The sequence below is a fragment of the Salipiger sp. ABF4_146 genome (assembly GCF_056161345.1).
Map to the genome: position 1 here is coordinate 227,245 of NZ_JBSWYX010000004.1, position 19,974 is coordinate 247,218.

Consider the following 19,974-nt stretch of genomic DNA (forward strand, 5'->3'; position numbering starts at 1 on the left):
GGGTTTTGAGTATTTTCGGAAAGATGAAAGCGCCGCCGTATCCCGCTTCTTTGCCTCAGCGGCTGCGGCGCTCAATGCTTGCGATAGTCGGCGGTCGATAGCCCGCCGTCAGCCACGAAGGTCTCTTGTCCCGGCACCACCTCGGTGTTCTGCGCAGCGACGCCCTGCCAGCCCTCGGGCGTGCGCTGCAGCACGAAAATCAGGATGGTCTGTCGCGGCTCGGCTTCGCGCCCGTCAGGGGTGCGCTGCCCGCTCATGCGGAAGCGGCAGCGCACCACCGCGTGGTCCTCGCCCAATGCCTTGCTCGAAATGCGACCGGGTCTCAGGGTGGTCTCGGCAAAGAAGCTCTTCAGCGCGTAGTCATGCGGGCGGGCGATGGCCTCGCGCCCTTGCCACCAGAGGCCGGTGACGTTGACGAATTCGGCATCCACGGCAAACAGCCCGGCGATCGCCGCGCCGTCGCGTGTGGCCCATGCGGCAGCGAAAGCGGCGGGAAACGCTTCGGGCCGCTGCGGCAGATCAATAGGGGTGGTCGCGGCCATCCCAAGTCTCGAAGCAGCCGGTGTTTTCAAGGCTCAGCGCGTCCAGTCGGTCGGCGAGCCCTTCGGCGGATTGCGCCGGAGTAAGGTCGGCGCTCGCGCCGCCCATATCGGTGCCGACCCAGCCGGGATGGTAGATGCCCACCGCGATGCCCTTCGGCTTCAGCGCCTCGGCGAGGTTGGTGCCAAGGTTCAGGGCCGCCGCTTTGGAGGCGCGGTAGATCAGCGCGTTGCCCTTGGCCAGCGCGTTCGCGCCCATCTGGGAACTGATGATCATGATCTTCGGGGTGGCAGCGCGGTCCAGCAACGGCAGCATCGCCTGCACGGTGAGGAAAACGCCGGTGACGTTGACCGCGAATGTGTCGGCCCACATCTGCGCCGGATAGCCGGTGTCGAGCGGCTCGGGCCTGTCGAGAAACACGCCGGCATTGCAGATCAGCGCGTCAAGCGGCGCGTCGCCCAGTTGCGCGGCAAGCGCCGGCGGTGCCGCGGGATCGGTCACGTCGAGCTTCAGCAGGCCCTCGGCGTTGCGGGCGGTGCCCAGCACCTCGTTGCCGCGGGTGCGCAGCGTGTCGGTCAGCGCGGCGCCGATGCCGCGGTTTGCGCCGGTGATGAGCAGTCGCATGAAAGATCCTAGTTCGATTTCCGGGTCGGCATGAAGGGCAGAGGGGCCACCGGCACACCTTCCTCGATCAGCGCCTTGGCTTCCTCGCCGCGCGTCTCGCCCCAGATCGCGCGCTGAGGGGCATCTCCGCTGTGCATAGCGCGAGCCTCACGCGCAAAGTCGCGACCGACGTAGTCGGAGGTCTTCTCGACATGCTCGCGCAGGGCGCGCAGCGCCTGCTCGGCAGGGTTTGCCGGTTCGGAGAGGCGCGGGGATTCGGGGGCGGGTTTGGGCTGTGCGGCGCCATTGTTCACGCGCGGCGCCATGAGCACCTTTTCGACCTTGGTCGAGCCGCAGGTGGCGCAGGACACCATGCCGGCAGCATGCAACTTGTCAAAGGCGCTGGCCGACTGGAACCAGCTGTCGAAGCGGTGATCTTCCGCGCATTTGAGAGAGTATTGGATCATGCGGTGGTTTCCGAAATGATCCTAGATACCTAATGCTTTTCCGGCCGAGATCAAGCGCGGTTCGCGCTTGCCGCCCGCTGGCTTCAGTCCGCGCAGCAGCTTGGCCAGTTCCGGCTGATCAACCAGTTCGGCGGCGCGTTTGGGGCTGACCCAGCGCTGCTTGCGTTCGCCGCGTTCGGGGAACTTGCGATCGCGCGATGCGACTTCCAGCGGGTAGACCAAAGCAAGGTGAGGGTGCGGAGAGCTGCGTTTGCGGTATGTGTAGCCGCCAAGGCATGTGTCGTGCACCTGTCCGCGAATGCCGGCCTCTTCCCATGCCTCCCGGGCTGCGGCTTTGGCTGGGCTGCAGCCGCGCATCGGCCATCCCTTGGGGAGCGTCCAGCGGCGGCGTCCGCGGCTGGTGATCAGCAGGATCTTGAGCTTGCCGTTGCGCACGCGAAAGCACAGCGCAGCGTATTGCACTTGGGTCTTTCGAGGCAGCCGCCCTTGCCCAATGGGCTGGGCGGTGTGTGCCGACAACGCGTTCATCCTGAAACCCTGCTCGCTTTGTTTTCGAGGATTTTGCGCTTAATTTTCTTCCGCGTCTACATATTGCGTCAGTTTCGATACCAGCTCATGTGCTGATGCTTCGGGTTCGAGCAGGTCGCGCGTCGCCGTTCCGGCAGCATGTTGCGCACTTGGCGTGCGCAATTGATGCAGAGCCGCGGCAAGTCCGGGGGCATCCGCAATCTGCAATGCTGCGCCCGCCGCGTCGAGCGCGGCGAAGGGGGCGCGGAAATTGCGGACGTCGGGGCCATGGATGAGGGCGGCGCCATATGCGGCGGGCTCATATGGCGTGTGGCCGCCCCGGTCGGTGAGCGTGCCGCCGATGAACACCCGTCCCGCGAGCCGGTAGAGCAGCGCCATTTCGCCGAGCGTGTCGGCAAGGTAGACGTCGGCGCCCTTGGGGCTTTCGGCAAGGCTGCGGCGGGCGCAGCTAAGGCCCTGAGCGGCGGCAAGCCGGGCGATTTGTTCGGCGCGACGGGGGTGGCGCGGCGCCAGAATCAGGCGCAGGCCGGGGTCTTTCAAGCGTGCTTCGGCGTGGGCGGCGAGGATGGTTTCGTCTTCGCCTTCATGCGTCGAAGCGGCGAGCCAGCAGCGATCGCGCTGGAATTCAGCTTCGAGGGCGGGGTCGCGCTGCTCTACCGGGGCATAGAGCGCCTTGAGATCCACCACCGGGCCAAGCGCCTCGCGGGGCAGGCCGGCGGCGACGAAGCGATCACGCGAGGCTGTATCCTGCGCCGAGAGGAAGGCGATGCGGCGCAGGACCCGGGCCTGCAACCCTCCGAAGATGCGCCAGCCGCGCGCGGTGCCTTCCGACAGCCGCCCACCCAGCACGACAACCGGGCCAGGGCAGGAGAGCAGACGGTTGGGCCACAGTTCGGATTCCATGGTGATATGCGTGCGCACGTTCCAGCGCCGGTGCATCCGGCGCGAGGCACGGGCGAGGTCGAGCGGCGCCAGTCGCGCCTCCAGCCCCCAGCTTTCCGCGAGGCTGACGCCGGTGGCCGAATTGCAGGTCACCAGAAGTTGCGTGTCGGGGCGCGCCGCGCGCAGAGCCTCGATCACCGGCTTGGCGGAGGCAAGTTCGCCATTGGAGGCCGCGTGCAGCCAGACATGGGCGCCGGGATTGCTCGGCCCGAGTGCCAGCCTCGCGCGCAGCGTGGCGCGGTCGCGCTTGAGCGCGGCGCGGCCAAGAATGCCAGCGGCGAAGAGAGACAGGAGCAGGCGGTACAATAGCATCGGTTTCGGTGCATCCCAGAGGCAGGGGCGGCCACATGGCCGCCGGTGCCGCGTTGTGACCGCTCCTTCTATATAAAAGGGCGGGGGCGGAGGCGACCTCCTATCGCCGATGGCCGGAAGATGCCACGGGCTTCGCGGTTGGATGTCTGCATTGGCAGCCTGTTTCCTGATTCCTCGAGGCACTAGGCGGCGAGTCGGGACAGGGAGGAGGCAGCTTCGCCGCGGCAGGCAAGCAGGGGCCGGTGCTAGGGGGCATACGCGCCGCGTCTCGCCGACAGCATTTAGAGGGGGATATGGCGGAGGGTCAGGCGCTCGGCCAGCGCAAGCCACGGCTGGACTTGCCGCGGAAAGCTGCCACTTTGGTCACTGAAGTTCAGGAGGGAAAGTGGTGGGCGACCTTGGAATCGAACCAAGCGTGCGTCTCCGCGAGGGAGTTACAGTCCCCTGCCACACCTTGCGGCCTGTCGCCCACTTTCCACCATCTGGCGGTGTCCTCCGCCGGCTGCCCGGCGTCGTGGGGCGCTGACTACAATCAGTGAAAACTGCCGTCAACAGGAAAATCTCTTGCAGCGCGTCACAGGGCGATGCACAGACCGAAGCTCAGGAAAAAAGGACGCGTGCCATGGTCAAGAAACCGAAATGGGTGGTCGAGAAGGAACAGGCGAAGAAGGCCAAGGCGGCCGAAACCGTCTGGCTGTTCGGCCTGCACGCGGTGCGCGACGCGCTGATGAATCCCAAGCGCGAGAAATTGCGGCTTATCCTGACGCTGAACGCCAAGGCAAAACTCGAAGGTGCGCTGGAGGCGGGGGGAATCGAGCCCGAGATTCACGATCCGCGCAAATTTGGCGCGCCGCTTGATCCGCAGTCGGTGCACCAAGGCGCCGCGCTGGAAGTAAAGCCACTGGACTGGGGCCGTTTGGACGACGTGGCGCTTGGCGATGGCACGCTGCCGCCGCGGCTGGTGCTGCTTGATCGGGTGACCGATCCGCATAACGTCGGGGCAATCCTGCGCTCGGCGGAGGTGTTCGGCGCGCAGGCGGTGATCGGCACGCTGCATCATTCCGCGCCGGAAACCGGCGCGCTGGCCAAGACCGCCTCGGGCGCGCTCGAACGGCAGCCCTATCTGCGCGAGCGCAACCTCGCGGATACAATCATCGCGCTGCAGGGCATGGGGTATCTGGTGCTGGGGCTCGACGGCGAGGCAGAGACGACCATCGAAGCAGCGCTCGACGGCAAGCGCGACCGCGCCGTGGCGTTGGTGCTGGGCGCCGAGGGGCCGGGGCTGCGGCAGCGCACCAAAGAGACCGTGGATCATTTGGTGAAGATCGACTTCGCCCGTGGTTTCGGCTCGCTCAACGTGTCCAACGCGGCGGCGGTGGCGCTCTACGCGGCCAAGCCCTGAGCGTCTTGCGGGGCGCAGTTCCTGCGCCCATATGCTGCTGATGGCCCAGACGATTGCGACATGTTGTTACTGCGGTGCCCGCGCCGCGCTTGTGCTGGACGGGACGTCTCGTCACGAGCTTAGCTGCGCCTCCTGCGGGGCGCCGCTGCGGCAACTGAAAAACCTCAAGACCCAAGGCGCCCGCGGCGGTGTCATCCCGCACCCCAAGCCGCACCCTGACCGGGAGCGTCTGCGCAAGGCAGAGAAGGCGGCGCGCAAGGCGGCCAAGAAGGCGAAGAAGCGCAAACGCAAGTCGCCGACGCATAAGGCGCTGTCGGGCGTGTTTGATCTGCTCGAAGATATCTTCGATTGATGGCGCTTTGAGCGCATTGCACAGCGCGCAACGCAGCCCCGCACAAAAACCGGCCTAGTCTTTCGCGCCTGCCTGTCTTATTTGGCGAGTGCAGAATTGAGAGGCGACATGGCGGATTACGAAAACCCGGGTCCGGTTGAAGAGAACTGGAAAGACGCAATTTCCTCGGTCGAGGAGATTATCGAGGATGCCCGCAACGGGCGGATGTTCATTCTCGTCGACCACGAGGACCGCGAGAACGAGGGTGACCTCGTGATCCCGGCGCAATGGGCGACCCCTGACGCGATCAACTTCATGGCCACCCATGGCCGGGGTCTGATCTGCCTGTCGATGACCTCCAAACGGATCGACGAGCTGGGCCTGCACCTGATGTCGGTCAACAACTCTTCGCGCCACGAGACGGCTTTCACCATCTCGATCGAAGCGCGCGAGGGGGTGACCACGGGCATCTCTGCTGCAGATCGTGCGAAGACCGTCGCCGTTGCCATCGACGCCTCGAAGGGCGCTGCCGATATCGCCACGCCCGGCCACGTCTTTCCGCTGCGGGCCAAGGATGGCGGCGTGCTGGTGCGCGCTGGTCATACCGAGGCCGCCGTGGACGTCGCCCGTCTCGCGGGGCTCAATTCAGCCGGTGTGATCTGTGAGATCATGAACGAAGACGGCACCATGTCGCGCCTGCCCGAGCTTGTCGCCTTCGCGCAGAAGCACGGGCTGAAGATCGGCACCATCTCTGATCTCATCGCCTACCGCCGGCGCCACGACAACCTCGTGCGCGTGCGCTCCGAAGAGGTGATCCAGTCGGAGTTCGGCGGCGATTGGAACATGCGCATCTACACCGACCAATCCCATGGTGACGAGCACATCGTGCTGACCAAAGGCGATATCTCCGGCGACGAGCCGGTTCTGGTGCGGATGCACGCGCTCGACCCGATGCTCGACATCATCGGCACTGGCCACAACGGCCGGTCGGACGAATTCCGCGATTCGATGAAGGAAGTCGCCGAAGAGGGCCGCGGCGTCGTCGTGCTGCTGCGCGACACCTCGATGAAACTGGAGTTGCATGACGACGTCTCGCCGCGCACCCTGCGGCAATACGGTCTGGGCGCGCAGATCCTGTCGTCGCTCGGCCTGTCGAAGATGGTGCTGCTGACCAACTCGCCCACCCCGCGCGTCGTCGGGCTCGAGGCCTATGGGCTCGAGATCGTCGGCACCCGCAAGATCGGAGAGAATTGATGGCCTCGAGCGAAACCCATTACACCCTGCCGCGCGCCGAGTTCGACAAGCCGGTGAAAATCCTCATCGTCGTCGCGCCCTACTACAAAGAGATCGCCGACGAGCAGATCGCTGGTGCCATCGCCGAGATCGAAGCCGTGGGCGGCTTTCACGAGATCGTCGAAGTGCCGGGCGCGCTGGAAGTGCCCACCGCCATCGGTATCGCCGAGCGCATGTCGAATTTCGACGGCTACGTGGCGCTTGGCTGCGTGATCCGCGGCGAGACCACCCACTACGACACGGTCTGCAACGACAGCTCGCGCGGGCTGACGCTGCTGGGGCTTCAGGGGCTGTGCATCGGCAACGGCATTCTGACGGTCGAGAACTACGAACAGGCGCGCGTGCGCGCCGAGGCGAAAGGTCAGAACAAGGGCGGCGGCGCAGCCGCTGCGGCCTTGCATCTGATCGCGCTCGAACGTAGGTGGGGCGGCGCTCGCAAGGGGGTGGGATTCGTGCCCGCCCAGGACGAATACCAGATCGCGGGCGCTTCCAAAGGAAAGCATAGCGCATGACGACCCCGGTTCCTCCCTCCGGCAATCAGAAACGCCGTATGAAATCCGCATCGCGGCTCTATGCCGTGCAGGCGCTCTACCAGATGGAGCTCTCGGGCACGACGGCCGAGAAGACCATGCAGGAATTCTACGACTACCGCTTCGGGGCGGAGGTCGAGGAGGGCGTGGAACTGGTCGAGGGGGACATCGACCTCTTTGGCAAGCTGGTTGGCGAAGCGGTGAACTGGCAGGCCAAGATCGACCAGATGACCGACCGCGCTCTGGTGGCGAAATGGCCGATCGACCGGATTGATCCGATCCTGCGCGCGCTGTTCCGCGCCGCCGGCGCCGAGATGGTCGCGCTCGACACGCCGCCGAAAGTGGTGATCACCGAGTTCCTCGACGTGGCGCGGGCGTTCTTTCCCGAGGGGCGGGAAGTGCAATTCGTCAACGCCATCCTTGATCACATGGCGCGCGAGGCGAAGCCCGAGGCGTTCTGAACCCGGAGGTGGGTGGGGGCGCTGCCCCCGTCGCGGCTGCGCCGCGCCTCCCCCGGCGTATTTGTCAAAGAGAAGAAGGCCGGGGTCTGGGACTCCGGCCTTTTCTTGTGGCGGGCGTTCTTGTGGCGGGCGGATGGTTCGCGGCGGCGGATCGCAGCCGTCGGGTGCTTTCGTTGCGGCACGATTGCTTGCGTTTCGTGAAGCTATCCCTACATTTGAATGTGACGGGGCGGAATCCTGCAGGGGTCTTGAGCTTTGCGGCGGTTGCGTTACGCTCTGTCAACCTGATGAAGGAGAGAGTCACATGCCGAAACTCGTCCGCCTCTACATCACCCAATGCGCGATCGGCTTCGGCCTGTCGGCGGGCTTTGTGGCGCTGCTGCTGTGGCAGAATGTCGCCAACCTGCAGCATCTGGTCAGCCATTCCGACGTGGGGCTATTGGCGGTATTTCTTCTCTGGCTTTTCAACGGTCTGGTCTTTGCCAGCGTGCAGTTTGCGATGACCGTGATGCGGATGGGCGATGACGTACTTCCGCCGTCCGGTGGCAAGCGTATGGCGCTGGAGCCGATGCCGGTGCGCGTGCCTGTGGACGAACCGCGCAAGCGTCGTCACCTCTGATCGCCCCAGACACATTTGCCGAATCGAAGCGCCTCACTGCGGGGCGCTTTTTTCGTTTTGTGAGGGCGGGAAGGGAAGAGCTTGAGGAGGAACAGCAGATTTCCGCGCTCTGGGCTGGGGCGTGAGCGGAAATCTTGAGGGGGGAAAGTGGCGGGAACCGGTCCTTCCGTGGGGTTATCTCATTCCCGAGGACCTGTATGTACAGGTGGGCGTCAGGTAACCGGACCAGGGCCCGGACAGAGCCAACTCCCTCGGAATTGCTTAAGGCCACCGGAATGCAACCATGCACGCAAAGGTCAGAACCCGCCTGAGCCGCAGATAGTCTCTGTGCGCGCCTGCGGCAAGGGGGGTGATGCAAAAGCTCAGCCGGTCTCTGTCACGAAATTGTAACGCGTCAGTTCCTCGGGCAACAGGATGTAGATCTGGTCGGAGGGCGTTGCCAGCGCCGGGCGCAAGACCATCGGGTCCACCCCCATCTCGTCGAGATATTCCATCACCTCGCCCTGTCCGCGCTGAATCTGCTCGACCGCGACGAAGGCGGGCAGGATGGTGCTTTCGCCGAAGTAGTGCTGATGCACGCCGACCGAGGCGCCCTCGGGGATCGCGCGGGAGATGCCGGAGGCCAGCAGGTAGGGGCAGGCAGAGTAGCAGAACTCGCCGTCGAGCATGCGGGTGCCGAGACCCATCTCGCGGATGTGGCGTCCGATGGCGAGCGCGTCGGGCACCGAGCCGCCGGAGCTTTGCAGGATCACGGTCTCGGGCTGCGCCTCGTCCAGCGCGGCGATCACCCGCTCGGCATCGCCCTCGGCGATCGTGCCCTCAAGGCGCCAGCTCGGGCCTTCGGCTTGGGTGAGGGTGAGCCGCTCGGGCAGGTCGCCGGGATCGCGCAGGGGCGACAGCGGCGGCAGATCGCGGTTCGGCGCGAAGGTGCGGCGCTGGTCGCCGGGTCCCACTGGCTGCGACAGGCGCGGGGCCGAGGGGCCAAGGCGGGGCAGCGAGAAATCCGCGGTTCCCAGATCGCCAAGCACGAGGAAGGCGCCAAGTGCGATTTGCAGCACCAGCGCGCCGGTGAGCGCGCGCGAGACCGTTGGTTTCATGAGCCGCGCCCAGGCAGGCGCGAGACCTCGGGCGGGGTCTCTGGCTGATCCGTTGCGCTGCGCTCTGGCGCTGGCGTCGCGTCGGAAGGCGCAGCGTCAGAGGGGGCTTTTTCTGCGGGTGCCGGCGCGCGGGCCATGGTCGTCTCGACATCGCGCATGGCATGCAGTGCGGCGCGCAGTTCAGCAAGCGTCAGCGTGTCCTCGATCTCGGCCCCCTCGCGGCCATGGCGGATGGCGCCATGGGTCACCGCCAGAATCAGCACCAGCACCGCGGGCAGCAGGTCGATGGCGATCGCCCCGGCCCAAGAGGGGACGAAGTTGCGCGCGTACATGATCACCGCGTCGGCGGCAGACACCGGCGTATAGGTCACCTCTGCGGCGGGCTGCAGCGCCAGAACATTCTGCGCCGCGCGCTCCAGCGTGGTGGCGCGCTGCGCCAGCACGTCGAGAACCGAGGTGATGGTTGCCGCTTGGCTGCCGCGGTCGGCGTCGTTCTGGCCGTCCAGTTCCGGCAGCACCACCGAGGCGGCGAGGTCCTGTGCCGCGCGCTCCACCAGCGGCGCGACCGACAGTTGGCGCAGCTGCGCGATCAGCCCCTGCAGTTCGACCGCCGCCTCGGAAAACTCCACCGAGCGCGGCTCGACGGGGCCGGGCTCGACGGTCAGCGCGCGCATCCGCGACAAGATCGCATTGCCCTGCACAAAGGCGCTGTCGACCAGCGGTGTCTGCTCGGCGATCTGCGTCTCCAGCGCCGAAAGCTCCGCTGCCTTTTGGCGCAGCACCCGGAACACCGCGCCGCGTCCGGCGAGACCCGACAGCGAGCCCTGCGCTTCCTGCTCCGACAGGTCCTCGAAGCTTTGCCGGACGCGCGCCACGTCGCGCTCCAGCGACTGGCCGGTGAGGGCGATCTCATGCGTGCGTTCCAGCGCGCCTTGGTACTCTTGCACTGTGGTGGCGAGATGCTGCTCCACCGCCGCCGAGCCCGCCAGCGCCGCGGCGTTGAGCCAAGACGACATGGCGATGATCGCCAGCGAGCCAAGGCCCATCGCCCCGAGAAGACCCATGCGCGCCCGCGTCGAGCGCATCGCCGGGAAGAGGCGCATCAGGTAGGACCAGAAAACGAAGATGCCGACGGACACCGCAACCGAATAGGCGACGGCGGCGAACACCGTGAAAGCACCGCCTTCTTCGAGCAACGAGGACACGCCGAGATAGGTGTAGATGCCCGAGGCGACCGAGAGCACGCCAAGCGCGGTTCCGGAAAACGTGTCGAGCCAGCCAAGGTGCGATTCCAGCTCGCGCGCGTGGCGCAGGCCACGCGTTTTGGACTGTCCGGAGCGGATATCGCCGGTCTTGTCGGTCTCGTCAGTCGTGGCGGTCATGCGGGTGGCCTCCTGCAACCATTTGACAAGAAATAGGCGCGCGGGCGGCGCAAAAAAGAGTGACCGGCGCTGTGCTTGCTTTTGTTCACGTATTGTTCATATTGGGGCCATGATCCCGCAAGCCGATACCAACCCGCTGATGCCCGGCCAGCTTCTGGCGCGGGGCGTGTGCCGCCACCTCGCCAGCCTCGGCTTTGCCGTGGTCGAAGAGTTCACCCCCGAGCGCGGCAAGCGCGTCGATATCATGGCGCTGGGGCCGAAGGGCGAGATCTGGGTGGTGGAGTGCAAGAGCAGCCGCGCCGATTTCATGTCGGACGGCAAATGGGAAGGGTATCTTGACTGGTGCGACCGCTACTTCTGGGCGGTGGACGAGGCGTTCCCGACCGATCTTCTGCCCGAGGGCACGGGGCTGATCATCGCAGACGCCTATGACGCCGAAGTGCTGCGCATGGCGCCGGAAGAGAAGCTCAGCGGCGCGCGGCGCAATGCGCTCATCCGGCGCTTCGCGCAGCACGCGGCGCGGCGCCTGCAGGCGCTGCGCGACCCCGAGGCGCGGCTGGACGCCTGGGGGTGAGATTTGGCTTAGCGCTTGGCCTTGCGCGCGGTGGCCGCGGCAGCACGCAGCTCTTCGGCGATTTCCTCGGCCTCTTCGGGGTCGAAATCCATCGGGATCTCGAGATCGCCGGCAAAGACGTAAAGGCGCACCATGCCCTGGTCGGTCGGGCCGATCTGCAGGTTGGCCTCGATGTCGCGTTCGCTGTTGATCCCCATGGTCACCCTCATCAGAATTGAATTGCGCGGACTTAGTCCCGCACTGGACATAATGCAAGCGCGGGGGCGGAAGTCCATGGAGCAGGTGAGCGATCAGGTGACGCTGAAACCCTATGAGGGGGCGGATCGGGCGTGGCTGGTGGCCCAGCACGCGGCGCTTTATGCCGAGGCCGAAGGGTTCGACGACAGCTTCGCCCCGCTGGTCGACAGCATCCTGCGCGACTTCGAAGCAGCCCATGACCCGGGCTGCGAGCGGGGGTGGGTCGCGTGGTCGGGCCCGCGCCGCCTTGGCAGTATCTTCTGCGTGCGGGCGGGACCGGAACTGGCCAAGCTGCGGCTGTTTTTGCTGGTGCCGCAGGCGCGCGGGCTGGGTCTGGGGCAGCTTTTGCTCGACACCTGCATGGGATTCGCGCACGATGCTGGGTATCGCCGCATGACGCTGTGGACCCATGAAAGCCACCGGGCGGCTTGCGCGCTTTATGCCAAGAACGGGTTTTCCCTTGTGTCTTCGACACCTGTGACGAGCTTCGGCCAGCCGCTGGTGGAACAGCACTGGGAGCGGCAAATTTAGTGTCGGATTTCTGCTTGCATTCGAAAATGGAGGGCGTTATTCCCCCCGAGCGTGCCGCCTTAGCTCAGTAGGTTAGAGCGCTTGATTGTGGATCAAGAGGTCTCCCGTTCGAACCGGGAAGGCGGTACCATCATCCTCCCTCAGCAATAGACTGTCTTGGCGCCGCGCCAATGCCCTGATGTTGGCGGTTTAGTGCGGTCGTTTCGGGGCGCTGCCCCGTCCGCGCTGGCGCGCGGACTCCCCGGGATATTTTCGTCTAGACGAAGGGTCAGGGGCTGGGGGCGGCGTTGATGGTGATCGTTTGCCGCAATTGGTGATCCTCTCGGTTGAAGATCAGGATCTCATCGTCGGCCGTCACCACCGCATACCAGTCCGAGCCTTGGGTGAAGGCCGTTGCCGTGGCGCCGGAGGGCAGGGTGATCTCGTCGGGCAGCGGCGCGCGGGCGTTCGTGAAGCGGATGACAATCAGCGACAGGATCGCTACAAGCCCTGCGATCATCACCGCCGTCAGCACCGTGACCAGCCGGCGCAGGAAGCGCAGGTTGGCGGGTTCGGGCAAATCCTCAGGATTTTCGGGAGTATTGGACATGGAGCAGCCTCTGCGCATCGTCATCGGGGAAACCCCGCCGCCGCGCCTTGATAAGGCGCTGGCGCGCGATGTGCCAGAGGACGCGGCATTGTCACGCACCCGGCTGGCCCGCCTGATCGCCGAGGGCGCGGTGACCCGCGGCGGTGAGGTGCTGACCGACCCCAAGGCCAAGGTCGCCGAGGGCGACGTGCTGGAGATCGTTGTGCCGCAGGCCGAGGAGAGCCACATCGGCCCCGAGGACATCGCGCTCGACATCGTTTGGGAGGATGCCGATTTGGTGGTGGTCAATAAGCCCGCTGGCATGGTCGTGCATCCTGCGCCCGGCACGCCGTCGGGGACGCTGGTCAACGCGCTGCTGCATCACTTCGGCGACGATCTGTCGGGCGTCGGCGGGATGAAACGGCCGGGCATCGTGCACCGCATCGACAAGGACACCTCGGGCCTGCTGGTGGTGGCGAAATCGGACCGTGCGCATCACGGGCTGGCCGCGCAATTCGAAAAGCACAGCGCCGAGCGTGCTTATCTGGCGGTAGTTCACGGCGTGCCCTCCACTGCCGATCCACGGCTGCGCGGGGTGCGCGGTGTGTCGGTCGAGCCCGGTGAGGTGATCTGCATCCAGTCGGGGCTGGCGCGGCACAAGACCGACCGCCAACGGCAGGCGGTCTATTTCGACGGCCAGGGGCGCCATGCCACCACCCGGGCGCGGGTGCTGGAAAGCTTTGGCACGCCGCCGTCTCTGGCGCTGGTGGAGTGCCGGCTGGAGACCGGGCGCACCCACCAGATCCGCGTGCATATGGCGCATGCCGGGCACGGGCTGATCGGCGATCCGGTCTATGGCGGCAAGCGCAAGCTCTCGCCGAAGGCGCTCTCGCCCGAGGCTTTGGCGGCGACGACCGGCTTTGAGCGCCAAGCGCTGCATGCGGCCCTGCTGGGCTTCGAGCACCCGGTGAGCGGCGAGCATCTGCGCTTTGAGGCTGCGCTGCCCGAGGACATGGCGCATCTTCTGCAGACACTTCGCGGCGAGTGACATAACCTTCCCATCTGCGTGAGACGCGCGAAATACGGATCCGCGCGACGGATGCATGCGTTAGACACGTGAAACCTTCGAAAGGGCGCGAATAGCGCGGTCTTGAAATGATCCGGGGGCCTGCCCATATGGCATGTTAACCCCCATAACATTGGAGGAACGGGCACGTGAGCAACTACGCCAATCTGCCGGCGCCGTCGCCGGAAGCCGGCCTCAGCCGGTACTTGCAGGAAATCCGGAAGTTCCCGCTGCTGGAGCCGGAAGAAGAATACATGCTAGCCAAGCGCTGGGTCGAAGAGCAGGATGCCGAGTCGGCCCACAAGATGGTCACCAGCCACCTGCGACTCGCGGCCAAGATCGCCATGGGCTATCGCGGTTACGGTCTGCCGCAGGCCGAAGTCATCTCGGAAGCCAACGTCGGCCTGATGCAGGCGGTGAAACGCTTCGACCCAGAGAAGGGCTTCCGCCTCGCGACCTACGCCATGTGGTGGATCCGCGCCTCGATCCAGGAATACATCCTGCGCTCTTGGAGCCTTGTGAAGCTGGGCACCACCTCGGCGCAGAAAAAGCTGTTCTTCAACCTGCGCAAGGCCAAGAACCGCATCGGCGCGCTCGAGGACGGTGATCTGCGCCCCGAACATGTGGAGCGCATCGCCACCGACCTCGGTGTGTCCGAGGACGAGGTGATCTCGATGAACCGCCGCCTGTCGGGCAGCGACGCCTCGCTCAACGCCACCGTTGGCGCCGAGGGCGAGGGCACGATGCAATGGCAGGACTGGCTCGAGGACGAAGATGCCGATCAGGCCGCCGATTATGCTGAGCGCGACGAGATGGACGCGCGCCGTGCCATGCTGACGCAGGCGATGGATGTGCTGAATGAGCGCGAGAAGGACATCCTCACCCAGCGCCGCCTCGCCGAGCAGGCGGTGACGCTGGAGGAATTGTCGGGCGTCTACGACGTCAGCCGCGAGCGTATCCGCCAGATCGAGGTGCGTGCGTTCGAAAAACTGCAGAAGCGCATGCGCGAGCTTGCGCAGGATCAGGGGATGATGAGCGACGCCTGACGTCGCCCGCCCGCTACGTGTCCCGAACGCCCGTCGCATCTGCGGCGGGCGTTCTGCTTGCAGACCCCCGCCGCGCCGCTACCATCCGCCACGACCACCGAAAGGAACTGATCATGGCTGATTTTGTCAGATGGGGCATTCTGGGTGCTGCCAATTTCGCAAAAACCCAAATGGGGCCGGCGATCCACGCCGCTCGCGGCGGTGCGCTGACCGCGCTCGCCACCTCGAACTCGGAAAAAGCCGAGCCCTTTGCCGCCTTCGCGCCGGGCCTCAAGCTGCATGACAGCTACGATGCGTTGCTGGCCGATCCCGAGATCGATGCGGTCTACATTCCGCTGCCCAACGCGCTGCACGTAGAGTGGAGCCGCAAGGCCGCCGAGGCGGGCAAACACGTGCTGTGCGAAAAGCCGATCGCCATGCAGGCCAAGGAGATCGACGATCTGGTGGCGCTGCGGCAGAAAACCGGCAAGCTGGTGGCTGAGGCATGGATGGTCGCCCATCACCCGCAATTCGCCAAGGCCCGCGAACTGCTGCAGGCGGGCGAGATCGGGGAACTGGTGCGGGTCGACTCGACCCACAGCTTCTACAACGACGATCTGCAGAACATCCGCAATCAGGCGGATGCGGGCGGCGGCGCGATGCGCGATGTTGGGGTTTATGCCTTCGGATCGATCCGGCTGATCACAGGGCAGGAGCCGGGCGAGATCCACGCAGCGCAGATCGACTGGCAGAACGGCGTGGACGTCTCGGCGCATGTGATGGCCCAGTTCCCCGGCTTTCTTTATACCGGGCGTGTCTCGACGCGGGCCGCGCCTTGGCAGGAAATCGTTCTGCACGGCACCAAGGCCGTGATGCGCCTGCCGGTGCCGTTCAATGTGCAGGTCTTTGGCGAAGCACGGCTTGAACTGCACGGGCCGGGGCTGGAGACGCGCGCATGGCGCTGGCCGGCCGAGAACCATTACGTGCTGCAGGTGGAGGCGTTCAACAGGTCGGTGAAGGGGGAGGCGGACTATCCGCTGCCTCTGGAATTCTGCCGCGGCACGCAGGATTTCATCGACCGTATCTTCGCCGCGGCGCCGCAGGTCTGATGCTGCGCAGCATTTTTCCGGCCGCGGCGCAGCGAGATGTGACGTCGCGGCTGGCAAGTGCCGGTGAAACTGATGCTTTTCTTTTTTTCTGCGCTCGCATAGGCTTTTCCCTAACTCTGCGTGGAGGGAGGGTCCGACGTGGCTGAGAAAGAAAAACCGCTGCTCATCAAGCGCTATGCGAGTCGGCGGCTCTACAATACCGAGACCAGCGACTATGTGACGCTCGAGGATATCTCGGGCTTCATCCGCGATGGCCGTGACGTGCAGATCGTCGATCTGAAATCGGGCGACGACCTGACGCGCCAGTACCTGCTGCAGATCGTTGCCGAACACGAGAGCCGGGGCGAGAGCGTGCTGCCGATCAACGTGCTCACCGACCTCGTGCGGAGCTACACGACTCAGGCGACCTCGGCGGTGCCGCAGTTCCTTGCCGCCAGCTTCGAGATGTTCCGCGACAGCCAGAGCAAATGGGCCGAGGGCATGGCGCAGGTCAATCCGATGATGCCGAAGATCCCCGGCCTCGAAGCGATGCAGGCGCAGCAAGAAGCCTTCCTCAAGGCGATGTCCGGGCAGATGGGCGGCAATTGGTCCGGCCCCTCGAAGGAAGACGAGGGCACGGGCGAAAGCGAAGAAGACCTTGCGGCGATAAAGAAACAACTCGCCGAGCTTCAGCAGAAACTCTCCAAGATGGACAAGTGATCGCGGGCCCCTCGGGGCCCGATCTGCTTTGGGGCGCGATTGCGCAGGATCCGGATTTCACCGGGCGTGGCGATCGGGCAAAGCGGCGGCATGGACCACGCTGCCACGCTTCGTATCGACCGTACCGCCGCCCTGCTGCTGCTCGCCCTCGCAGGCCTCTGGGGCAGCACTTTCCTGTTTGCCGAGATCGCGCTTGAAGCGCTGAGCCCGATGCAGGTGACGCTGCACCGCGTGGCGCTGGCGCTGCCGGCGCTGTGGCTTGTGCTGCGCTGGCAGGGGCTGAGCTTGCCGCGCAGCCTGCGGATATGGGGAGCGTATCTGCTGATGGGCGCGCTGAACAACGCCATTCCCTATACGCTGATCTTCTGGGGGCAGACCCACATCGAAAGCGGCCTCGCTGCCATCCTCAACGCCTCGACCGGGGTGCTGGGCGCGGTTGTGGCTGGGCTGCTGCTGCGCGACGAACGGCTCACCCGGCACAAGCTGGCGGGGGCCGGGCTGGGGCTCTGCGGGGTGGCTGTGGTGATCGGTCCCGAGCGGCTGACGACGCTCGATCCGCGCAATCTCGGGCAGGGGGCGGTGCTGCTGGCGGCGCTAAGCTATTCGCTCGCCAGCGTCTGGGCCAAGCTGCGCCTTGCCGGGCAGCCGCCGCTGGTCAATGCCTTCGGAATGCTGGCGGGGGCGACGGTGCTCTTGCTGCCGCTGGTGCTCTGGCGTGAGGGCGTGCCGAGCCTCGACTACCCGGCGCGGGTCTGGGGCGCGTTGCTGGCCCTGTCGCTGCTGGCCACGGCGCTCGCCTTCATCCTCTATTTCGCCATCCTCGCGCGGGCTGGCGCGGCGAACCTGATGCTGGTCACGCTGCTGATCTCGCCCTTCGCGGTCTGTTTGGGCGCGCTGGTCCTCGGTGAACGCCTGTCACCGGGTGTCTACCTAGGTCTTGGTGTCATCGCGCTGGGGCTTGTGGTGACGGATGGGCGGCTGGCGGCACGGCTGCGCCGCCGGCCCAAGGCCAGCGCTCAGGTGCCGTAGGCGCGCAGCGGGCCCATCACGCTTTCAGCGGCTTCCACCAGAACCTCGGCCACCGCAGAGCACTCGTCCAGCGTCAGCCGGGCAGGCAGGCGGGTGTCGCAGGCACGCTCGAGCATGGCGCGGGTGCGCGGCAACTCGGGAATGTCCTCAAGGAACTGCCAGTTCCAGAACGCACGGGCATTGTCGGTCGACAGGCCAAAAAGCTGCACCTTGACGCCGCCTGCGGCCGCGGCCTCGATAAAGGCGCGCATCTCGCCTGCGTCCATGCCGGTGAGATTGAACTGCAGCGAATCCGGTGCCCGCTCTTCAGGGCCAAGCTTTTCCGGCACCTCGATCCACGGCGAGCGGTCGAGGATGGCCGCCACGTGATCATGGTTGCGCCGACCGTCCTGCACGCGCCGTGCCACATGCGGCAACTGCGGGCGGATCACGGCGGCAGAGAGGTTCGACAGGCGCAGATTGTACAGCGGCAGGCGGTTCTGCCACCGGGCAAAGGCCTCTTCCAGATCCGCCGAATTGTCGCCCGGCGTCATGTGCTTTTTCCAGTTGTGCTCGTAGGCCCCCGACAGGATCACCGCGCGGGCCACCAGATCGGCATCATCGGTGATCAGGATGCCACCCTCGCCGGCGTTGACCAGCTTGTAGCTCTGGAAGCTAAAGCAGCCGACGCGGCCCAGCGTGCCGATGTTGCGCCCGTTCCACGTGGTGCCCAGCGAGTGCGCCGCGTCCTCGACCACCGGCACGCCCCGCGCCCCGCAAAGTGACAGGATCGCGTCCATGTCCGAGGTGTGGCCGCGCATGTGGCTGATGATCACCGCCTGAACGTCGCCGAGCTTGGCCTCGAAATCCTCAAGGTCAATGCGGTAGTTCTCGCCCACCTCGCACAGCACCGGCACGCAGTCGGCGTGGACGATCGACGACGGCACGGCGGCGAAGGTGAAGCCGGGGATCATCACCTTGGCGCCGCGCGGCAGGCCGAGCGCCTTCAGCGATAGAAACAGCGCCGCCGAGCAGCTTGACACCGCCAGCGCGAATTTGCTGCCCAGCATCGCCGCGAACTCGCGCTCCAGCAGGGCTACGGGCGCATCCTCGGGGGCGGTGTAGCGGAAAAGATCGCCCGACTGCAGCAGACGGTCGATCTCGGCGCGCGCCTCGGCGGGGATCGGTTCGGCGTCATGCATGTTGGGGAGGCTGCTCATTTCACAAATCCCGAATTGTCTATTCTGAAAACCTTAAACAATGAGTTTGTGACAGCCAAGTATAAAGCCCCCGCAAAATTGCGGAGGCCTGCTTTAGGTCGGCGGTTTCTCTCTTAAAGTCCCAGCCGGTCGCGCAATGCGTACCAACTCATCGCCAGCACCAGCAGAGGCGAGCGCAGCGCGGTGCCACCGGGGAAGCTTGGCACCGGCAGCGCGGCCATGGCGTCGAAGCCCGCCGATTGTCCGCGCACCGCCTCGGCAAGCAGCCGACCCGCGTGCACGGCGGTGCCGACACCGTGGCCGGAATAGCCCGAGGCCGAGAGCACGTTGGGTGCCAGCCGCGCCAGCAGCGGCAGCCGTTTCATGGTGATGGCCAGCGTGCCGCCCCATGCGTAATCGATCTTCACGTCGCTCAGCTGGGGGAAGATCTCCAGCATCGGCTTGCGCACCAGCGCGGGGATGTCCGACGGGAAGCGATAGCCATAGCTTTCGCCGCCGCCGAACAGCAGTCGGCCGTCGTGGCTGAGCCGGAAGTAATTCACCACAAATTTGCTGTCGGCCACCGCCACGTCGCGCGTCAGCACCTCGCGGGTGCGCTCCCCCAGCGGCTCTGTGGCGACGACGAAATTGTTGATCGGCATGACCTTGGCGGCGACCTTGGGCTGCAGGTCTCCCAGATAGCCGTTGCAGGCATAGATCACGTGATCGGCGCGCAGCGTGCCGTGCTCGGTCTGCACCACCACCTCGCGCCCCTGCTCGACCTTGGTCACATGGCTGGTCTCGTAGATGCGCGCCCCGGCGCCCGCCGCCGCCTTCGCCAGCCCTTGGGCAAAGCGCAGCGGATGCAGATGCGCCGCGCCCATGTCGAGCACGCCGCCGCAATAGTCGGGCGAGGGGCAGAGCGCATGGAAGGCGTCGCGGTCCAGTTGGTCGATCTGATAACCGTAGCGCGTGCTCATGTGCTCGGCGTATTCGTGCAGATGCGCCACGTCGCCTTTGCTCGAGCCGCACCACGCGACGCCGTCGCGCAGATAGCAGTCGATGCCATGCTTGGCGATCAGATCGCGGCACAGGGTCTTAGCCTCTTCGCCAAGGTCCCACAGCACGCGGGCTTCGTCCTCGCCGACCATTTTCTCGAGGGCCAATTGGTCCTGCCGCTGACCTGACCCAAGCTGCCCGCCGTTGCGCCCCGAGGCACCAAAGCCCACGCGATGCGCTTCAAGCAGGGCCACGTCGAGCCCGGCTTCGGCCAGATGCAGCGCCGCCGAAAGCCCGGTGTAGCCGCCGCCGATGATGCACACATCGGCCCGCGCCTCGCCGTCGAGCGCGGGGAAGGGCGCCACAGTGTCCGCGGTGGCCGCGTACCAGCTCTGCGGGTATTCGCCGCGCTGGTCATTGGAAAACAGCAGGTCCACGAAACACCGCCTCCG

General features: G+C 65.8%; 24 protein-coding genes and 2 tRNA genes. 14 read left to right on the forward strand and 12 right to left on the reverse strand.

The features are described 5' to 3' along the window. Nucleotides 1-71: 71 nt before the first annotated feature. The 6 genes from ACXAJT_RS08145 to ACXAJT_RS08170 form a co-directional block, all read right to left on the reverse strand. A complete protein-coding gene (locus ACXAJT_RS08145) occupies nt 72-542 on the reverse strand; it encodes an SgcJ/EcaC family oxidoreductase (protein WP_475234433.1) in 471 nt (156 codons plus the stop codon). Then, nucleotides 520-1,164, reverse strand: coding sequence for an SDR family NAD(P)-dependent oxidoreductase (locus ACXAJT_RS08150; protein WP_475234434.1), 645 nt, complete (start codon nt 1,162-1,164; stop codon nt 520-522). The genes ACXAJT_RS08145 and ACXAJT_RS08150 overlap by 23 nt, the downstream gene beginning before the upstream one ends. 8 nt (nt 1,165-1,172) lie before the next feature. Beyond that, the gene (locus ACXAJT_RS08155) at nt 1,173-1,610 is read right to left on the reverse strand and encodes a DUF1178 family protein (RefSeq protein ID WP_475234435.1); all 438 of its coding nucleotides are present in this window, start codon (nt 1,608-1,610) and stop codon (nt 1,173-1,175) included. A 21-nt stretch (nt 1,611-1,631) separates the two neighbouring features. Further along, nucleotides 1,632-2,138, reverse strand: a complete 507-nt coding sequence (locus ACXAJT_RS08160; RefSeq protein ID WP_475234436.1) for an NUDIX hydrolase — start codon at nt 2,136-2,138, stop codon at nt 1,632-1,634. A 39-nt stretch (nt 2,139-2,177) separates the two neighbouring features. Continuing rightward, entirely contained in the window at nt 2,178-3,392 is a 1,215-nt protein-coding gene (locus ACXAJT_RS08165; protein ID WP_475234437.1) for a 3-deoxy-D-manno-octulosonic acid transferase, read from the reverse strand. A 386-nt stretch (nt 3,393-3,778) separates the two neighbouring features. Further along, nucleotides 3,779-3,862, reverse strand: a tRNA-Tyr gene (locus ACXAJT_RS08170). Nucleotides 3,863-4,014: 152 nt separating this feature from the next. On the opposite strand from ACXAJT_RS08170, the gene rlmB reads away from it, so the two are divergent. From rlmB to ACXAJT_RS08200, 6 genes are all read left to right on the forward strand, one after another. Then, nucleotides 4,015-4,794 carry a 23S rRNA (guanosine(2251)-2'-O)-methyltransferase RlmB gene (gene rlmB / locus ACXAJT_RS08175; protein ID WP_475234438.1) on the forward strand — a complete coding sequence of 260 codons (780 nt, stop codon included), beginning with the start codon at nt 4,015-4,017 and terminating at the stop codon, nt 4,792-4,794. A 40-nt stretch (nt 4,795-4,834) separates the two neighbouring features. Then, nucleotides 4,835-5,146: a hypothetical protein gene (locus tag ACXAJT_RS08180; protein ID WP_475234439.1), complete on the forward strand. Its 312-nt coding sequence runs from the start codon at nt 4,835-4,837 to the stop codon at nt 5,144-5,146. A gap of 108 nt (nt 5,147-5,254) precedes the next feature. Beyond that, a complete protein-coding gene (gene ribB, locus ACXAJT_RS08185) occupies nt 5,255-6,379 on the forward strand; it encodes a 3,4-dihydroxy-2-butanone-4-phosphate synthase (RefSeq protein ID WP_475234440.1) in 1,125 nt (374 codons plus the stop codon). After that, nucleotides 6,379-6,930: a 6,7-dimethyl-8-ribityllumazine synthase gene (locus ACXAJT_RS08190; RefSeq protein WP_475234441.1), complete on the forward strand. Its 552-nt coding sequence runs from the start codon at nt 6,379-6,381 to the stop codon at nt 6,928-6,930. Before ribB ends, ACXAJT_RS08190 begins: the two co-directional genes overlap by 1 nt. Beyond that, nucleotides 6,927-7,409: a transcription antitermination factor NusB gene (gene nusB, locus ACXAJT_RS08195; protein ID WP_066104706.1), complete on the forward strand. Its 483-nt coding sequence runs from the start codon at nt 6,927-6,929 to the stop codon at nt 7,407-7,409. Before ACXAJT_RS08190 ends, nusB begins: the two co-directional genes overlap by 4 nt. A 304-nt stretch (nt 7,410-7,713) precedes the next feature. Continuing rightward, the gene (locus ACXAJT_RS08200) at nt 7,714-8,028 is read left to right on the forward strand and encodes a hypothetical protein (RefSeq protein ID WP_475234442.1); all 315 of its coding nucleotides are present in this window, start codon (nt 7,714-7,716) and stop codon (nt 8,026-8,028) included. A 362-nt stretch (nt 8,029-8,390) separates the two neighbouring features. Here the strand turns inward: ACXAJT_RS08200 and ACXAJT_RS08205 are convergent, their stop codons facing one another. Beyond that, a complete protein-coding gene (locus tag ACXAJT_RS08205) occupies nt 8,391-9,125 on the reverse strand; it encodes a COG3904 family protein (protein WP_475234443.1) in 735 nt (244 codons plus the stop codon). Then, nucleotides 9,122-10,507, reverse strand: a complete 1,386-nt coding sequence (locus ACXAJT_RS08210; RefSeq protein ID WP_475234444.1) for a hypothetical protein — start codon at nt 10,505-10,507, stop codon at nt 9,122-9,124. The genes ACXAJT_RS08205 and ACXAJT_RS08210 overlap by 4 nt, the downstream gene beginning before the upstream one ends. A gap of 109 nt (nt 10,508-10,616) precedes the next feature. On the opposite strand from ACXAJT_RS08210, the gene ACXAJT_RS08215 reads away from it, so the two are divergent. Continuing rightward, nucleotides 10,617-11,081, forward strand: a complete 465-nt coding sequence (locus ACXAJT_RS08215) for an MmcB family DNA repair protein (protein WP_475234445.1) — start codon at nt 10,617-10,619, stop codon at nt 11,079-11,081. An 8-nt stretch (nt 11,082-11,089) separates the two neighbouring features. Here the strand turns inward: ACXAJT_RS08215 and ACXAJT_RS08220 are convergent, their stop codons facing one another. Beyond that, entirely contained in the window at nt 11,090-11,278 is a 189-nt protein-coding gene (locus tag ACXAJT_RS08220) for a DUF6324 family protein (protein ID WP_475234446.1), read from the reverse strand. Nucleotides 11,279-11,330: 52 nt separating this feature from the next. Here ACXAJT_RS08220 and ACXAJT_RS08225 point away from each other — a divergent pair, with 52 nt between their 5' ends. Continuing rightward, the gene (locus tag ACXAJT_RS08225) at nt 11,331-11,849 is read left to right on the forward strand and encodes a GNAT family N-acetyltransferase (protein WP_475234447.1); all 519 of its coding nucleotides are present in this window, start codon (nt 11,331-11,333) and stop codon (nt 11,847-11,849) included. Nucleotides 11,850-11,902: 53 nt separating this feature from the next. Then, nucleotides 11,903-11,979 (forward strand) — tRNA-His (locus tag ACXAJT_RS08230). A gap of 138 nt (nt 11,980-12,117) precedes the next feature. Here the strand turns inward: ACXAJT_RS08230 and ACXAJT_RS08235 are convergent. Beyond that, entirely contained in the window at nt 12,118-12,438 is a 321-nt protein-coding gene (locus ACXAJT_RS08235; RefSeq protein WP_475234448.1) for a DUF6476 family protein, read from the reverse strand. Here ACXAJT_RS08235 and ACXAJT_RS08240 point away from each other — a divergent pair. From ACXAJT_RS08240 to ACXAJT_RS08260, 5 genes are all read left to right on the forward strand, one after another. Then, complete coding sequence (locus ACXAJT_RS08240) at nt 12,437-13,465, forward strand: RluA family pseudouridine synthase (RefSeq protein WP_475234449.1); 1,029 nt, start codon at nt 12,437-12,439, stop codon at nt 13,463-13,465. The genes ACXAJT_RS08235 and ACXAJT_RS08240 overlap by 2 nt on opposite strands. Nucleotides 13,466-13,632: 167 nt before the next feature. Further along, nucleotides 13,633-14,529 (forward strand): RNA polymerase sigma factor RpoH, encoded by an 897-nt coding sequence (rpoH, locus tag ACXAJT_RS08245; RefSeq protein WP_475234450.1) that lies wholly within the window; start codon nt 13,633-13,635, stop codon nt 14,527-14,529. A gap of 113 nt (nt 14,530-14,642) precedes the next feature. Continuing rightward, complete coding sequence (locus ACXAJT_RS08250) at nt 14,643-15,617, forward strand: Gfo/Idh/MocA family protein (RefSeq protein ID WP_475234451.1); 975 nt, start codon at nt 14,643-14,645, stop codon at nt 15,615-15,617. Between the two features lie 138 nt (nt 15,618-15,755). After that, nucleotides 15,756-16,316 carry a polyhydroxyalkanoate synthesis repressor PhaR gene (gene phaR / locus ACXAJT_RS08255; protein ID WP_475234452.1) on the forward strand — a complete coding sequence of 187 codons (561 nt, stop codon included), beginning with the start codon at nt 15,756-15,758 and terminating at the stop codon, nt 16,314-16,316. Between the two features lie 90 nt (nt 16,317-16,406). Continuing rightward, the gene (locus tag ACXAJT_RS08260) at nt 16,407-17,345 is read left to right on the forward strand and encodes a DMT family transporter (protein WP_475234453.1); all 939 of its coding nucleotides are present in this window, start codon (nt 16,407-16,409) and stop codon (nt 17,343-17,345) included. Here the strand turns inward: ACXAJT_RS08260 and ACXAJT_RS08265 are convergent. Both ACXAJT_RS08265 and ACXAJT_RS08270 read right to left on the reverse strand, forming a co-directional pair. Then, nucleotides 17,333-18,544 carry a DegT/DnrJ/EryC1/StrS family aminotransferase gene (locus tag ACXAJT_RS08265; RefSeq protein WP_475234454.1) on the reverse strand — a complete coding sequence of 404 codons (1,212 nt, stop codon included), beginning with the start codon at nt 18,542-18,544 and terminating at the stop codon, nt 17,333-17,335. The two genes, ACXAJT_RS08260 and ACXAJT_RS08265, sit on opposite strands and share 13 nt — an antisense overlap. A gap of 113 nt (nt 18,545-18,657) precedes the next feature. Next, complete coding sequence (locus ACXAJT_RS08270) at nt 18,658-19,959, reverse strand: NAD(P)/FAD-dependent oxidoreductase (RefSeq protein WP_475234455.1); 1,302 nt, start codon at nt 19,957-19,959, stop codon at nt 18,658-18,660. Nucleotides 19,960-19,974 lie beyond the last annotated feature (15 nt).

Bases quoted from the DNA above. Each gene is read 5' to 3' on its own strand.
- ACXAJT_RS08145 (WP_475234433.1), bottom strand. From the start codon at position 542: ATGGCCGCGACCACCCCTATTGATCTGCCGCAGCGGCCCGAAGCGTTT.
- ACXAJT_RS08150 (WP_475234434.1), bottom strand. From the start codon at position 1,164: ATGCGACTGCTCATCACCGGCGCAAACCGCGGCATCGGCGCCGCGCTG.
- ACXAJT_RS08155 (WP_475234435.1), bottom strand. From the start codon at position 1,610: ATGATCCAATACTCTCTCAAATGCGCGGAAGATCACCGCTTCGACAGC.
- ACXAJT_RS08160 (WP_475234436.1), bottom strand. From the start codon at position 2,138: ATGAACGCGTTGTCGGCACACACCGCCCAGCCCATTGGGCAAGGGCGG.
- ACXAJT_RS08165 (WP_475234437.1), bottom strand. From the start codon at position 3,392: ATGCTATTGTACCGCCTGCTCCTGTCTCTCTTCGCCGCTGGCATTCTT.
- rlmB (WP_475234438.1), top strand. From the start codon at position 4,015: ATGGTCAAGAAACCGAAATGGGTGGTCGAGAAGGAACAGGCGAAGAAG.
- ACXAJT_RS08180 (WP_475234439.1), top strand. From the start codon at position 4,835: ATGGCCCAGACGATTGCGACATGTTGTTACTGCGGTGCCCGCGCCGCG.
- ribB (WP_475234440.1), top strand. From the start codon at position 5,255: ATGGCGGATTACGAAAACCCGGGTCCGGTTGAAGAGAACTGGAAAGAC.
- ACXAJT_RS08190 (WP_475234441.1), top strand. From the start codon at position 6,379: ATGGCCTCGAGCGAAACCCATTACACCCTGCCGCGCGCCGAGTTCGAC.
- nusB (WP_066104706.1), top strand. From the start codon at position 6,927: ATGACGACCCCGGTTCCTCCCTCCGGCAATCAGAAACGCCGTATGAAA.
- ACXAJT_RS08200 (WP_475234442.1), top strand. From the start codon at position 7,714: ATGCCGAAACTCGTCCGCCTCTACATCACCCAATGCGCGATCGGCTTC.
- ACXAJT_RS08205 (WP_475234443.1), bottom strand. From the start codon at position 9,125: ATGAAACCAACGGTCTCGCGCGCGCTCACCGGCGCGCTGGTGCTGCAA.
- ACXAJT_RS08210 (WP_475234444.1), bottom strand. From the start codon at position 10,507: ATGACCGCCACGACTGACGAGACCGACAAGACCGGCGATATCCGCTCC.
- ACXAJT_RS08215 (WP_475234445.1), top strand. From the start codon at position 10,617: ATGATCCCGCAAGCCGATACCAACCCGCTGATGCCCGGCCAGCTTCTG.
- ACXAJT_RS08220 (WP_475234446.1), bottom strand. From the start codon at position 11,278: ATGGGGATCAACAGCGAACGCGACATCGAGGCCAACCTGCAGATCGGC.
- ACXAJT_RS08225 (WP_475234447.1), top strand. From the start codon at position 11,331: ATGCAAGCGCGGGGGCGGAAGTCCATGGAGCAGGTGAGCGATCAGGTG.
- ACXAJT_RS08240 (WP_475234449.1), top strand. From the start codon at position 12,437: ATGGAGCAGCCTCTGCGCATCGTCATCGGGGAAACCCCGCCGCCGCGC.
- ACXAJT_RS08235 (WP_475234448.1), bottom strand. From the start codon at position 12,438: ATGTCCAATACTCCCGAAAATCCTGAGGATTTGCCCGAACCCGCCAAC.
- ACXAJT_RS08250 (WP_475234451.1), top strand. From the start codon at position 14,643: ATGGCTGATTTTGTCAGATGGGGCATTCTGGGTGCTGCCAATTTCGCA.
- ACXAJT_RS08260 (WP_475234453.1), top strand. From the start codon at position 16,407: ATGGACCACGCTGCCACGCTTCGTATCGACCGTACCGCCGCCCTGCTG.
- ACXAJT_RS08265 (WP_475234454.1), bottom strand. From the start codon at position 18,544: ATGAGCAGCCTCCCCAACATGCATGACGCCGAACCGATCCCCGCCGAG.